General features: G+C 39.4%; 17 protein-coding genes. 2 read left to right on the top strand and 15 right to left on the bottom strand.

All coding sequences use genetic code 11. From position 1 onward, the window contains the following. Window positions 1–14 precede the first annotated feature (14 nt). From VXP95_RS10445 to acnD, 14 genes are all read right to left on the bottom strand, one after another. Window positions 15–353 carry a zinc ribbon domain-containing protein YjdM gene (locus VXP95_RS10445; protein ID WP_064097130.1) on the bottom strand — a complete coding sequence of 113 codons (339 nt, stop codon included), beginning with the start codon at window positions 351–353 and terminating at the stop codon, window positions 15–17. 122 nt (window positions 354–475) lie between these two features. After that, window positions 476–922: an SRPBCC domain-containing protein gene (locus tag VXP95_RS10440; protein WP_064097104.1), complete on the bottom strand. Its 447-nt coding sequence runs from the start codon at window positions 920–922 to the stop codon at window positions 476–478. Between the two features lie 244 nt (window positions 923–1166). Continuing rightward, window positions 1167–1556 (bottom strand): ribonuclease E inhibitor RraB, encoded by a 390-nt coding sequence (locus VXP95_RS10435; protein WP_064097103.1) that lies wholly within the window; start codon window positions 1554–1556, stop codon window positions 1167–1169. Window positions 1557–1802: 246 nt separating this feature from the next. Then, window positions 1803–2735, bottom strand: a complete 933-nt coding sequence (locus VXP95_RS10430; RefSeq protein ID WP_416711995.1) for a hypothetical protein — start codon at window positions 2733–2735, stop codon at window positions 1803–1805. Window positions 2736–3319: 584 nt separating this feature from the next. Then, window positions 3320–3985: a pseudouridine synthase gene (locus VXP95_RS10425; protein ID WP_416712002.1), complete on the bottom strand. Its 666-nt coding sequence runs from the start codon at window positions 3983–3985 to the stop codon at window positions 3320–3322. A gap of 82 nt (window positions 3986–4067) precedes the next feature. Next, window positions 4068–4781: an SIMPL domain-containing protein gene (locus VXP95_RS10420; RefSeq protein WP_064102518.1), complete on the bottom strand. Its 714-nt coding sequence runs from the start codon at window positions 4779–4781 to the stop codon at window positions 4068–4070. Window positions 4782–4902: 121 nt separating this feature from the next. Beyond that, the gene (locus VXP95_RS10415) at window positions 4903–5151 is read right to left on the bottom strand and encodes a DUF6868 family protein (RefSeq protein ID WP_416682083.1); all 249 of its coding nucleotides are present in this window, start codon (window positions 5149–5151) and stop codon (window positions 4903–4905) included. Window positions 5152–5677: 526 nt separating this feature from the next. After that, entirely contained in the window at window positions 5678–5941 is a 264-nt protein-coding gene (locus VXP95_RS10410; protein ID WP_064097099.1) for a hypothetical protein, read from the bottom strand. Window positions 5942–6052: 111 nt separating this feature from the next. After that, on the bottom strand, window positions 6053–6274 hold the full coding sequence (locus VXP95_RS10405; protein ID WP_004785142.1) for a hypothetical protein: 222 nt from the start codon (window positions 6272–6274) through the stop codon (window positions 6053–6055). Window positions 6275–6438: 164 nt separating this feature from the next. Then, window positions 6439–6582 (bottom strand): zinc ribbon-containing protein, encoded by a 144-nt coding sequence (locus tag VXP95_RS10400; protein ID WP_180001537.1) that lies wholly within the window; start codon window positions 6580–6582, stop codon window positions 6439–6441. Between the two features lie 115 nt (window positions 6583–6697). Beyond that, window positions 6698–8308, bottom strand: coding sequence for a DUF2326 domain-containing protein (locus VXP95_RS10395; protein WP_416711994.1), 1611 nt, complete (start codon window positions 8306–8308; stop codon window positions 6698–6700). Beyond that, window positions 8302–8523 (bottom strand): ABC-three component system middle component 7, encoded by a 222-nt coding sequence (locus VXP95_RS10390; RefSeq protein WP_416711993.1) that lies wholly within the window; start codon window positions 8521–8523, stop codon window positions 8302–8304. The genes VXP95_RS10395 and VXP95_RS10390 overlap by 7 nt, the downstream gene beginning before the upstream one ends. After that, on the bottom strand, window positions 8520–9293 hold the full coding sequence (locus VXP95_RS10385; RefSeq protein ID WP_416711992.1) for an ABC-three component system protein: 774 nt from the start codon (window positions 9291–9293) through the stop codon (window positions 8520–8522). Before VXP95_RS10385 ends, VXP95_RS10390 begins: the two co-directional genes overlap by 4 nt. Before the next feature lie 78 nt (window positions 9294–9371). Beyond that, window positions 9372–11990 carry a Fe/S-dependent 2-methylisocitrate dehydratase AcnD gene (gene acnD / locus VXP95_RS10380; RefSeq protein WP_416711991.1) on the bottom strand — a complete coding sequence of 873 codons (2619 nt, stop codon included), beginning with the start codon at window positions 11988–11990 and terminating at the stop codon, window positions 9372–9374. Between the two features lie 504 nt (window positions 11991–12494). Between acnD and VXP95_RS10375 the strand changes: the two genes are divergently transcribed. Next, window positions 12495–13220, top strand: coding sequence for a YgfZ/GcvT domain-containing protein (locus VXP95_RS10375; RefSeq protein ID WP_416706065.1), 726 nt, complete (start codon window positions 12495–12497; stop codon window positions 13218–13220). Window positions 13221–13283: 63 nt separating this feature from the next. Here the strand turns inward: VXP95_RS10375 and VXP95_RS10370 are convergent, their stop codons facing one another. Continuing rightward, window positions 13284–13529, bottom strand: a complete 246-nt coding sequence (locus tag VXP95_RS10370; RefSeq protein WP_064097127.1) for a hypothetical protein — start codon at window positions 13527–13529, stop codon at window positions 13284–13286. A 266-nt stretch (window positions 13530–13795) separates the two neighbouring features. Here VXP95_RS10370 and VXP95_RS10365 point away from each other — a divergent pair, with 266 nt between their 5' ends. Beyond that, complete coding sequence (locus tag VXP95_RS10365; protein ID WP_191731276.1) at window positions 13796–14593, top strand: tetratricopeptide repeat protein; 798 nt, start codon at window positions 13796–13798, stop codon at window positions 14591–14593. The last annotated feature ends 25 nt before the right edge of the window (window positions 14594–14618 follow it).

The following is a 14618-nucleotide window of genomic DNA, read 5'->3' as shown; positions in this document are numbered from 1 at the left end:
TAGCCAAGATCAAGTTAAGCTTTTTTTACATATTCAGATTTCAGTTTCATCGGCCCAATGCCTTCAATTTTACAATCGATATCGTGCCCATCGGCCGCATCCGGCAACAAGCGGATACTTTTCACTTTGGTACCCACTTTTACCACTGAAGATGAACCTTTGATTTTCAGGTCTTTAATGACCGTTACGCTATCGCCGTCTGCCAGCACATTGCCATTAGCATCTTTAATGATCACTTGCTCTTCAGTGATTTCGCCTTCTTTCCACTCGTGTGCACACTCAGGACAGATAAGTAGATCGCCATCTGCATAGGTATATTCAGATTGACATTTTGGACAGTTTGGCAGACCCATAAAAACCTCGAAAAAGAGAAAAATTAAATAAACAAACAAATAAGCGTACAGTATAGCATCTTTGCAGGCAGCGCTAATTACCAGAAAAGCTGGAATGCAACCAGCACCTGAGCTTGAAGAAATCAATGATCTGATATCTGTGGATTAACCAGTAAAGATAAGAGTTGCAGTGATTCCTGCCAGCTCAAATGACACACCGCCGGTGGTACCACATCCGGATAACCTACCTGAATAATATGTAAACTGGTGCCGATTGATACTTTTTCAAAGATGACGGTGACTTCTATTCCACCCTCTAGGTCCGGGGTAGAAAACTGATCGGTGTAACGCAATAACTGGTTAGGAACAACTTCATGATAAATGCCGTGAAAATGATGCTGGGTACCGGTAGAGAAATTGGTAAAAGTGGTTTTATAGCGGCCACCGGGTTTGATTTCCGCATGTTCAACCTTGGCAATGAAGCCATGCGGTGCCAACCATTTCGCCAATGCATCCGGATGCACAAAGGCACGATACACCCGCTCCGGTGGTGCACTGAACACACGATGCATTTTTAAGGTGTAACTCATTTGGTCCTGTCCTTTATTTATTCTTATTATTTTTATATTGAGGGATAGTCCCTGCATTTATAGTAAATGATCAGCTTGAGTTGAAAACTCATCTCGGTCATTTTATCCAGTTTTTATCTGGCCATATATAATGAGTATGTATCTATGTGCGAATTCAAGTTTTTTGCATAAAAATTGTATTGAACAGACAAAAAAACCGGTAATCCCGGTTTTTTTTATTTAAATCATTTAAGTATAGGTTGGATCAGCTGCTGCGCAGGCTACTTTCTTCTTCATCCAGCTCATCGTCATAGACGTAGGCCATACAACCCCAGCCATCATATTCGCCCTGAAATTGTGCAGCGATTTTACTGAACCATTGCTCCAGATCCACAATATCTTCGTAAGCTGGCTCCATATACACATAAATCGTGATGATCCATTCCAGGGTATCGCTTTCTTCATCCTGAAACAGGCTGATTTTCTGCTCTTCTTTTAATAGATGCAGGGCACAACGATCCGCCTGTGCTTCATCCGCAAAGGCAATCGAAAATTCAATCTCGTGTGCTTCCTGCAGGTCGTCGCCATCCTGATGCATTTGCCACAGTACATTGCCATTTTCATCGTCAGGAAATTGATTGTAATCACGTGACATAGAAGTATCCTTATTATGATGCTGTTTTATTCTGCATTTAAGATTAGCTGATTTTTGTACAATTATCGAGAACAAGACAAAAAATATTATCTTTTAACCATAAATAAACACATGATTTTTATACATATAAAATGAATAACTGATCCACTCCTTCAAACTAAAAATCCTCAAAATATCAGGGTTTAAAGCAATATGTGGCCATCAGAATGTTCCAGAAAAATCGTTTAGACCTGTAGCCTTCATCATCTAGGCAATCTGTGGATGCGGGTGATTTTGTCGCAGTTGCAACAGCATTGCAGCAAACTTGAGCTCCTCTAAACGCAGGTCAAGATAAGATTCCTGAATCATGGCCTGACTCAATGCCTGCCCAGTATAATTCAGTAATACATAATCATTCTTTAAGGCCTGCAGCATCTCGGCGAGATTGTCTGGGCTTAATTGGGAGAGGTATAAATCTGCTTTACTGTTGAAAGCCAGACTGAGGATCTCTATCGTACTTCGACGGCGGTTATCATCGACATAATTACAGTTCGCCACCTGCTGTGTTTCTATGGCTTGCTGAATACTTTCACGGACATGACGCAGATGCCGAGCCGCATCTATTTCGCCATAATCCTCAAGCAACTGCTTTAAAAGGTGGGAAGCTGAAAACTGTAAACCAAAGCGCTTCTCCTGTATTTTATGCTCTAAAGCACTCAATACTTCCTGCAGGCGATGCTGCTGCCTGGCCTGTTCATAATAGCCTTGTAAACTTTCTCGGGCTTGCTGCTCAATCTCGGCTATGGCCTGCGCCTGAAACTGGACAAGATAATCTTTGACTCTTGCAATATAAGCCTTCAGATCATCGATCATGATCGAGGCATCCAGCTTGGTCACCTCAACAAAGTTTTCGGCCTGCAAGGTCCGGTTAACAATGTATTGCTCGATATTCCAGATATCCTGATATTTTCTGTATTTATTCAGCGCAATGTTTAAACTGCCATTCTGTACCCGTAATTGGGTGATTTCATAATTCAATTCATCGACTTGAGTTTCATAATCTGTCAGCTTGCTACGTGAATGATCCAGATTCTCCTGTAAAAACTGGATATTGTTACGTAGTGAAGTCTGTCCCTTCAAACTCCATAACAAAGCAAATAGCAGAACACTCGCGAGAACGAAGAGAGCTATATTGAGCATCGTTCTTTCCTTTAACCCCGGGCATTGCCCTAAATTATTAATTTAAAAAAATTATTATAAAGTATTGGTTGATTTTGCATCATTTTTGGCAGGTAATCAAAGCCATTGGTCATCACTAAGTCATTCATTCATTTTATTTTTCTATAATTATTATTAAGGATATGTCATTCCTGATGGGCTAATAATTAGTCCAAACCACCTTCCTTCTAAAACAACTTACGATATTTTTTATATCAAAGGATATATTCTTAAAGTTTAAAAATAATGATGGAAAAATTAACACCTAGGGAAATAAAGGCATCAAGGGTATAGGGAAAAACTTTTAAAATAGAAATCTTTAAGTATTTCCTCAAAATATATACCGAGCATTAAAAATTTATATGATTCATCATCAGCCCAAAAGGCAACTGATCAATACACGAATTTCACTGAAACAGGCTTGCCTAGATACTTTTTTGTAGCTGTGGCGGAAACAAATTCTCACATTTTTCTCTTCGGCCAACTCATGTTAATGGCATGATCATCATCATGTTTATGAGTTTAAAACCCGGATATATGACGAGATAACTATTCAATAAAATAAATCAGAATGGAATATCAGCCTTGATCTCAACCAGAATACCACTCAAAGGCTGGGTAAAGGACAGATAACTGGCATGCAGAGCCATACGATTTAAAGGGCTGCGTTGAGGTTCAGGATGATAAATTTTATCACCAGTAATGGGATGACCGATATGCAGCATATGCACTCGCAACTGATGGGAACGGCCAGTAATTGGAGTCAGTAGTACCCGGCTAATGTCTTGCTGGGGTAAATATTCTAAGACCTGATACAAGGTTTTGGCGGCCTTGCCCAGTTCATAATGCACTATCTGACGCGGCCGGTTTTCCCAGTCGGTAATTAAAGGCACGTCGACGCTGCCCTCACCTTCAAGTTTGCCTTGTACCAGCGCGACATAATTTTTATGTACCGTACGTGCCTGAAACATTTTACTCACTGCCACTTCTGCATCGCGGTGTTTGGCGAACATCAAAATACCGGAAGTGGCCATATCCAGACGATGGGTGATTTTGGCTTGCGGATATTTATCCAGCACACGTAAATAGGCACTGTCATGATGTTCAGGTAAACGCCCGGGAACCGACAATAATCCGGCCGGCTTTTCAATCACCACCAGATCATCATCTTCATAAATAATACGCAGCGGTTCTTGCGGTGGACAATAGACAAAGTCATGGTTAATGGGCATTTTAGGTACAGCGTCGGGAATAATGCGCGCAAAATAACAAGCTGCTTTCAGGCTGTCAATTACAGTCACTGACCAGCTCAGCTTAATCTGCCAGATAATAATCGACCGTTGAGACTACGCGTACTTTCTTCAAATATGGGGTATTGCTGTCGCGATCTTCAATACTAAACAGCCCCTGGTTGGCGGACTTGATTTTACCCAGACGACTTTTTGAATCTGCAGCGAATTTTTCTGCCACACTGCGGGCATTTTGTGTGGCTTGTTCAATCATCGCCGGTTTAATGTCATTCAGCTTGGTAAATAGATATTCTGTTCTTTGTCCAGAATCATCTCCCGCAAAGGCAATACCTTTTCTGCCCAAAGCCACCAGTCGAGTTTGTGCTACACGCACTTTATCTATTTTGTGGGTATAGACGGTGATGGTCTGGCTGGCAGTATAACGTAGCGCCACATTGGCATCACCACCATATTGCTGCGCGTATTTGTCGGTGATACTCGGGGACGCACTAGTAATTTCTTCCGCGCTAAACCCTTCATTTTTTAAAAAGGTCTGAATTTCCTGGGTATTGGTTTGCATGATATCGTACAGTTCGGCCAGATCCTGACTACCGGCATTAAAACGGATTGGCCATACCGCCACATTGGCTTTGACTTCGCGTTCTGCCAAGCCTTTAACTGAAACTATGCGCTCATACTCTTTAATTTTCAGTGCACTATGACCCAGAATCCATCCTGCTATAATCATCCCCAAGCCGATCAAGGCACCTAAAATCAGTGCTGATTTGAATTGATTCATGCTTCAACTCCTTTGAAATATTATTAGTTTTTATTGATTCTGCCACGCAATACATTCACGATAAACTCATGCTGAGCCAGTCTTATTCTTATCGCTCGAAGATTCAATCGCAGTTGAGTACCTAGCCTTGATTCATCAGATAAATTGCGACTAAGGGCGTCAAATTAAATAGCAGAATTCCAATTTTATAGAGTGCCATACCTGAATAATGAATCACATCGAAACTGGCATCTGACAGCCGAAACCATTTGCCGTGCACTTGTCTTATCCAGTTTCGGGCAAATACAAACAGCATGCACCAGATCATCAGAATGACATAATTGATCAGTGTGCAAAACACTAAAAACTGAAACCAGATATCGAGATTCATGCTGATTCCCCTGCGGGACAACTCATGATTTTAAAATAGCAGATCATCTTGAAAAATGAAGAATTGATTTGTATCTTATTGGAATGAAGATGAACTATAAGACAATGATTTATATATTTTAATTTTTATGATTTAAATTGAGCAGAGAATTTTTTAGGGTGTTGGGAAAACTTGCAATGGTTTACTTCAACTATCATTCTTTGTAAGACCTGATCTTATAGCCTATAAACTTTTGGTCTATAGCGTCCTAAGCCGAATCGAGACCTTTTGGGTTCGTACTGCACTCGCGTTTTGCGCCGCTCACAGCATGCTACTCTTTCCGATCCCATCACACCCTTGAGAGTTATATTAGGCAAAGATAGACGGAATTAATTTCCTATGTTTTTTTAATTTCGATTAAATCTGAAAATTTATTTCAATATTGACCCAAATAAAGAGAAATAAATTCTATTTCCATTTTTTTACGCTTTTTTATTCGGTAAAAATGATCTTTATTGCAATTTATATTCAGTAGAGAATTTCTATTTTATTGAAAGAAATTGCTCTGAATCCATTGTGCACTAAACCACCAGGCACTGATGGCTGACATCCCACAAAGGAGATTAGCCAAAACCTTGTTGAGTCTGGTCAGTTCAGAACTATAGATTTTCAGATTAAGCAGATAGGCGATCACACCATATAGTGAGCCAATCACCCCTCCGAAAAGAATCAAGATAAGCGGCCATGCGGAATAAAAATGGGCTTTTTGATCTAATTTTCCTGATTCTGGTGCATGCCCGTTAATGTCCATAGGTGACTGTCCTCTCTTTTATATGCACGGGTACTATTTCAAGGCAGCTATTTATTCTTTAAAAATATTTACCTTGATCACACTATTAACCAAGCAAGAAGCAGACCAGTTTTAGCGTACAAACAGGTGACGAGTATGATGATTAATATAGGCATTTAGCCCATCGCCATATTGGGCAAGCTGTTTCATGTTTTCGACATGCTGATAACCGGCACTGCTATAGCTATACGTATAGACTTTAGAGGTTTTCTTGAATTGCACCCGAATAAACTCATTACCAATCTCATAGTTGGCAACACCTGAGTCGTGATTCAGATCAAGATAATGTTGCAATTGAGCTACCCTAAAAACTGTGAATCCAGACTTTTATATGGGGTTTTATTGATCAAATTTCAATCAATCTCAAACTATAAACAGGGATGTTTAGATAGCAAAAAGCCCTATCGAGTAATAGGGCTTTCATTCAAAACAGAGGATAACTGTTTGAGTTGTTTTGCTTAGGCATTCTTATTGTTAAATTGATTGCCTTGGCATTTGGTACACGGTGGTAAACGATCAGTACCAATTTCTAAGTAGGTGCGGTGTCCGCATTGAATACAAAAATAGAAGCCTGTTCCGGGTTTTTCGCCAGCAGTAACCATCTTTGTTCTCCATGGTTTTAGAAATGGTAGAACTAGTATATGCCTTTTATGATGATTGTCTATTGGTCATTTTTAAAAATTATGGTGTCATTTTTGCAATAAATAAACAAAAGTTTCATTTTAATTTCTTCCATGATTTTTTGAATGCTAATCTATTAGCACTTAATTCTAAAAATGTTTTATTTTTTACCAATTCAATAATTTCATTATCATACTTTTTCAACTCATCAACAGCTATAAACGACTGCTTATTAAACTTAACATAGGTTTTTAAAATTTTCTCAAATGCATGAGTTTCAATATTTTTAAATAGAATAAGATCATGAATTAATACTGGTAATTTAGTCTGTTCAAAAATGCTAAAATCTAATGCAATTAAATTTGCATAAGACTTCCCTGTTCCCGAATCTGCATTATGGCTAAATTCATAATTCTTTTCTGATAATTTAATAGTTGGATGCGCAGGATGATCCTTATAAAAACTATCAATATATAATGCCATTGCATTGTTCAATAAATTTTGAATATTCTCAAGACACTCAATTACTTTTTTATCAATTTCACTTTTTAATATGATAACTGTTGAATCAACATTAGCTTTTAATTCTGTATATGAAACAATATCTTTAAGTTTTTTTTCTTGAATAGAAAGTTCCAATAATGTATCTACAAGTGTAATTGGCTTATCTGAATCCTTAAGCGTTTTTTTCAACTCTTCATCTATTTTTTTAATGCTATCTTCTAAATGAGCAATACTTTCATCTAATTTATTCTTTTCAGAGAGTATTTCATCTTTTAAAATTTTTGTAATTCCTATATGAAATTTCTCAATCTCCAACAATCTGTTTTCATTAATATTAGGGAAATATAATGATAATTTTTCAAAATTTTTAGCATTAGCATAACTTCCAAATTTTAAATTATTCTCGATTCTTAATAATTGAGATTTTTTATGGAACAGTTGATTTTCCAATTCTGTCTTTTCTTTCTTTAATTTCAGGTTATTGTTATTTACAATTTCATTTACACTTAAAGCATAAATTTCAATTTCATGTTTTATTTCATCTAGTTTTGTGCTCAGTGAGCTCAGCTCCTTCTTTGTTAAAGTTAATTCTTTCTTTTTAAGATTTGGCAAAAATCCCTCGTTAAACATCCCTTGAATAGTTTTCTTTTTATTTTCAATTTTAGTTTTATTCTTTTCAAGATCATCAACTAAAGTATAATATTCGAAAATTTTTAGTAAATGTGTTCTTATTTTTAAATAAGGTTCGTTAGGAAAAGAATGAAGTGGTCTATTAGGATTATAGTTATCTTTACCCCAAATCCTAAAATAAGGATTAACAGTACTTCGAAAACTAGGATAATTTAAAGGTAAACTATACCCCATTGATAAAAAACGTTTAAATTCATCAAGCGTTTTTATTGACTCATCACCATCTATATGACAATAAATAACTTTATCAGGTTCGGTAGTATTTCTTAAAAATTTATAGCTAATTTCATTGAATACAAACTCTGCCCTTATCTCAATTTCACCAACATTTTCAATTACATCAAAACAAAGCTTACAAAAATCTTCACCACCAAAAGCAAAATCTATCAGCATCAAAACAGATGATTTACCTATGGAGTTAGTACCATCATTAGAACCTAACAAGACATTTAAACTATCATTAAAAATCAATTTACTTTGAATAAGCTGAGTACACTCTAATGAAATTAACATCTTGATATTTTTCCTAATTCAAAATCAACATCTACTAAATTTAATAAAAATAAAACATCAATAGAGTATAAAAACTCGTCAATACCATCAAATTTACTAATTACAGCTTTATATAAATCAACTAAATAAATACTTTCAAAATCTTTTTCTAATATATAAATACATTTATAAAGAATAGAATCTTTAAGAGGAATACTTTTATTTGGCGTGATCATGAGTACACCTCACAATTTTGAATAAAAAAAGAGACAAAAATTTCTGCAACTTCTTTGTCTTTATTATTGGTTACTGAATAAATCCACTCCGTTAGAGCCTTGAATATTTGATTCTGATCTGCACCGTCTTTTTTTAATTTAAGATAATAAGTTTTGACCTGACTAAAAATTGTCTCAGAGGTATATGGCTTTACTTTATCAAGTTCAGCAAATCTACTTTTTATATGAGTATAGAAATATTGAACATAATTCTTTATTTTCAATCTGATCATGAAAGTTAGATTTTCATCAGCTTTCTCATCAATTTTCATTGCAGTCAATGATAATTCAGCTGAAGCATCTCCTTTAAATAATACTAAGGAAGCAATCACCTCATTAATTTCATCATCAAGCTTATTCTCATGCCAAAGTTTCTTTTGTCTAGAAATTCGTTGAAGTTCTTTTTTAATTTCAATCATTTCTCTATAGCCATCGATCGTACGTGGTATATCAAAAATTTTATGACAATCTCTACATAACGCGATCAAGTTATCTTCATGATCTAAATCTTCATTTAATTTTATTTCATTTTTTAATAATTCAATTTCATGAGGATGAGGACTATGAGGGTATATATGTGCAATTTCATATAGCTTAGTTAATTGACTTTTTTTATTCTTCATTAATGGTTTATTACATTTAGGACAAAGACCATTAACTTCATCAAATAATACAATTTTTAAATTTTCTGTGGGCTTTATTCTTGAGCTACTTCCTGAAGACAACGTCATATAAAACCTATTCTTAATAAAAAACCCCACATAAATGTAAGGTTTTTTTACAATAAAATCAATTATTTCAGTTTGATTTTACGCCACATTCCCTTCCAAGAAATCCTGTGCAAAGCGCTGCAACACCCCACCCGCTTCATACACATGCACTTCTTCTTCAGTATCCAGACGGCAAGTCACAGGCACTTCAATAATCTGGTTCTTACCATCATCGGTTGAGCGCTCAATCACCAAAGTCAAAGTCGAACGTGGCGCGATATTACCAATCACGCTATACAGCTCCGTACCATCAAGACCTAAAGTCTTACGATCCGTACCCGGCTTAAACTCAAGTGGCAACACGCCCATACCCACCAGATTGGTACGATGAATACGCTCAAAACCTTCTGCCACAATGGCTTCTACACCTGCCAGACGCACACCTTTCGCCGCCCAGTCACGGCTTGAACCCTGACCATAATCCTTACCGGCAATAATGATCAACGGCTGCTTGCGGTTCATGTAGGTTTCAATCGCCTCCCACATGCGCATCACTTCGCCTTCAGGCTCTACACGCGCTTTTGAACCCTGCTTGATGGTACCGTCAGAACGCACCACCATTTCGTTATACAGCTTCGGATTCGCCAGGGTTGCACGCTGTGCAGTCAGGTGATCACCACGATGCGTCGCATAAGAGTTAAAGTCTTCCTCAGGTACCCCCATTTTCGCCAGATATTCACCTGCTGCCGAGTCACGCACAATCGCATTCGATGGGGACAAATGATCAGTAGTGATGTTATCGCCAAGAATAGCCAATGGACGCATGTTGGTGAGGGTACGCGGTGCAGCCAGTGCACCTTCCCAATACGGCGGACGGCGGATATAGGTACTTTGCAGACGCCAGTCATACAGCGGACTTATTGCCTTTTTACGTTCACCCAGATCAAACATCGGAATATACACTTTCTTGAACTGTTCCGGCTTGACCGACTCTTTGACCAAGGCATCAATTTCTTCATCCGAAGGCCAGATATCTTTTAAGTAAATCGGATTACCGTCTTTGTCTGTGCCCAGAGCATCTTTTTCGATGTCAAAACGGATGGTTCCGGCAATCGCATAAGCAACTACTAGCGGTGGAGATGCCAGAAAAGCCTGTTTCGCATAGGGATGGATACGGCCATCGAAGTTCCGGTTACCTGACAATACTGCAGTCGTGTATAGATCACGGTCAATAATTTCTTGCTGGATGTTTGGATCTAATGCGCCCGACATACCGTTACAGGTGGTGCATGCATAGGCCACAATACCAAAGCCCAGCTTTTCTAAATCTTTTAAAACCCCGGCTTCTTCCAGGTACAGGGCAGCCGCTTTAGAACCCGGTGCGAAAGATGATTTCACCCAAGGCTTACGGGTCAGGCCGAGTTCATTGGCTTTACGTGCCAGCAAACCGGCTGCTACGGTATTACGCGGGTTGGAGGTATTGGTACATGAGGTAATCGCAGCGATAATCACCGCACCATCCGGCATTAAACCTTCTGCTTCTTGTGCACGTGCAGCTTCCAGATTACCGGCAATGCCTTTTTCTTTCAGATCTGCCGTAGATACACGTGCATGCGGATTCGATGGGCCGGCAATGTTGCGTGTTACGGTGGATAAATCGAAACGCAGCACACGCGGATATTCAGCCTGAGTCATCTCCGATGCCCAAAGCCCGATCTCTTTGGCATAAGTTTCAACCAGTTTCACCTGCTCAGGCTCACGGCCGGTCAAAGTCAGATAGTCAATGGTATTCTGATCGATATAGAACATGGCTGCCGTTGCACCATATTCCGGGGTCATATTAGAAATCGTGGCACGATCACCGACTGACATGCTGTCTGCACCTTCACCGAAGAATTCTAAATATGCGCCAACCACACGTTCCTTACGCAGGAATTCGGTTAAAGCGAGAACGATATCCGTTGCAGTAATGCCCGGCTGACGTTGCCCGACCAGCTCTACCCCAATGATATCTGGCAGACGCATCCACGAGGCACGGCCCAGCATCACATTTTCAGCTTCCAAACCACCGACACCAATCGAGATTACGCCCAAGGCATCGGTATGTGGTGTATGCGAATCTGTACCGATACAGGTATCAGGAAATGCCACACCATCACGATTCTGAATCACCGGTGACATTTTTTCCAGATTGATCTGGTGCATGATGCCGTTACCTGCCGGAATCACATCGACATTTTCAAATGCCGTTTTGGTCCATTCAATAAAATGGAAACGGTCTTCATTACGGCGGTCTTCAATGGCACGGTTTTTCTCAAAAGCATCCGGATCAAAACCGCCATACTCTACAGCCAAAGAGTGATCGACAATGAGCTGGGTCGGCACCACCGGATTGACTTTAGAAGGATCACCACCCTGGTCGGCAATGGCATCACGCAGGCCTGCAAGGTCAACCAGTGCAGTTTGACCCAGGATGTCATGACAGACTACACGTGCCGGATACCAGGGAAAATCATGGTCCTGTTTACGTTCGATGAGCTGACGTAAAGACTGTTCTAAAATGGCAGGATCACAACGACGGACCAGCTGTTCAGCCAGCACTTTGGAGGTATAGGGGAGTTTGGCATATGCGCCTGGCTGGATATCTTCAACGGCCTGACGCACGTCATAGTATTCTAACTGGGTGCCTTGTAGTGGTTTACGGTAGTTGTTATTCATAGCTTACCTGCCCTCATTCATTACTCTTTTTATTCATCAAATTTTCTTGATGACTTGTTTTTTAATCAAGGCATTGTACGCTGTCGAAAGTCCATTTCCCAAATCTTATAATTTTCAAATATTTAAATATGAAATATAGCCTTTTTACTGTAATTTACGCTCCACACTTTAGAATTTTGACTCTAAATTGTGATTTTTCTTAAAAATTGACCTGAATTTTTCTCATTCTTTAGTATGAGAAATTAATGAAAGTATAAAAAATCATCAAATTCAGACAGAATCTTTGTTCTATCCCCGCCCCCAAAAATCGGCGCTTGAGAAAAACAGTAAACTTTTTTGAAGGTAAGCTCCTTGTCATTGATCTGCATCAGAAACATGTCATCTCTGCCTCCCAATTACCCCAAAAATCTCTTGATTTAGATTGTTGGCTTTTTTGTTTGCCTCTGTCTGATGCATGCTGCACAATAACTGCATTGATTTATAGTATTCAAACTGGGGCTTATTATGGCAACGTCTCCTGCTTTCACATTGTTTAGTCTAAATGGTGTCGATGCACAAAAATTCCTTCAAGGTCAGGTGACTTTGAATACTGAAACTTTGGCAGAAAACCAGACCCGCTATACGGCGATCTGTAGCCTGAAAGGACGGATTCAATTTGGCTTATGGCTTAAAAAGATCAGTCCGGAAAGCTTTGAAATCGTAAGCACTGAAGATCAGGCAACAGAACTGGCGAATCATATTAAGAAATTTGGTGCTTTTTCAAAAATGAAACTGGAACTGGTCGGTCCGGTATATCCGGTCATCAATGGTATTTATACTGACTTTGTTGCGACTGAAACCAATGTCGCCCTGTGGGAGCAGCAAGCCATTGAATCAGGTCAGGCCTGGATTCAGGCAGCTACCGCCAATCTGTTTCAACCTCAGGAATTGCGTTTACATCAACGCGACGGCATTCACTATGACAAAGGCTGCTATCTGGGGCAGGAAGTGATTGCGCGCTTATGGTTTAAAGCCAAGCCAAAACACTGGTTACATCTGGTTCAAGGTACAGGTGTCACCCCTGCTGTGGCGACAAAACTGAATAATGATGTAGAAGTCGTCAATAGCATCACGACGGATGCCGGTTACAAAGCGCTGGTGGTCGCAAAGCCTGAGGCATTAACCGAATTGGGCCTAGAAGTGCTGGAACTTCCGGAAGCATTGAGTGGTGATGTCGCGCGTCCGCAATAATTCAGGTTCCGCCCATGAAAAAAAAAGCCAAGATGAAATTCTTGGCTTTTTTATTTTGGAATTTTAGAAACCGTGGAACAGTTTGTTCATGTCTTTCACGACATAGTCTTTGAAATGATAGGCTCGCGCATGCTTGGCATCAAACTTTGCCGTGAGTTCGCCTTTTTGAAAGATATATACCCGGTCTTCCTGGCTAATCAAAAACTCTGCCCCAAGTTTCATCAATAACGCATCAATCTTGTCCTCATCGGCAATCGAGTCATCTGCGTTAATTCTGTCATAGTGACGTCTAATGGTTTTGACAAACATGGTGAAATCCTGGGAGTCTGATGCAAAGCGAGATTTAATCAGAGAAAATAGCTGAATTAAAGTAATCCTTGCAATATCTTTGGAATTGAGCGAAAACCTGTCCCTATCATGCATCGATTAAACCAGTGAATTATGTCCTGATGATTTGTATTTAGTGACAAATTACATATTTACAAAGCATAAAATCCTTTTATGATGATCTAAGTAAAAATGATTAAAACCGCACCAAGGAATAGGGTGCCAGCAATAATAAGGTTATAGGAACCATGAAAAAGTTAATCCTCGCGGTAGCTCTCGCCGCTTCTGCATCATTCGCTCTGGCAAATACTGCACAAGATCAAATCGATCCGCAATTTGAAAAAATTGAAGCTATGGTGAAAGCCAATAATTTTAAAGGCGCCTATGAAGCTTTAAACAAGCTAGCCAGCCAAGGCAATGCCCAGGCTTTATATAACTTAGGCTATTTAACCCAGACTGGCCAAGGTACCGTCAAAGACGAGAAAAAAGCCATTCAGCTCTATGAGCAGTCTGCCAGCAAAGGCTATCCGGTGGCCAATTATGTATTGGGTAAAAACTATGCAGCTGGCACGCTCGGTCTCAAACAGGATTTGACCAAAGCCAAACAGCATCTGGAACGTGCCTCGGCAGCCAATTTTGAAGATGCCAGCGTAGATCTGGCGGTACTGCTATTTTCTGAAAATACGCCAGCCTCCAATAAAGCCGGTCTGCAAAAATTGCAACCGCTAATCAGCAAAGGCAATATGCAGGCCATTCATGCAAAAGCCTTATATGACATCAGCAGCGGTTTCAAAAACAAAGATGAAAAACCGATTCAGCAAGGCCTAAGCAGCATTCAGGAACTGGCAAAAAAAGGCTATATTCCGGCGCTGATGGCAGTAGGTAATATGTTTGCGAATGGCAGTATCGTGCCGCAAAACCTGCCAGAAGCGAAAAAAATCTTTGCCGCACTGGCGCAGCAAAATATTCCGCAGGCCAAAGAATCTTTGGCAGCAGTAGATAAAATGCTGGCTGAGCAGAAAAAAGCACCTGCGAAAAAAAGTTAAGTTGAATCAATAAATTTAAATAAAA

It is taken from the genome of Acinetobacter sp. 226 (assembly GCF_048147925.1).
Lineage (GTDB): Bacteria > Pseudomonadota > Gammaproteobacteria > Pseudomonadales > Moraxellaceae > Acinetobacter > Acinetobacter pecorum.
The sequence above is the reverse complement of the archived record's forward strand: the minus strand, read 5'-3'. Positions and strand labels throughout refer to the sequence as shown.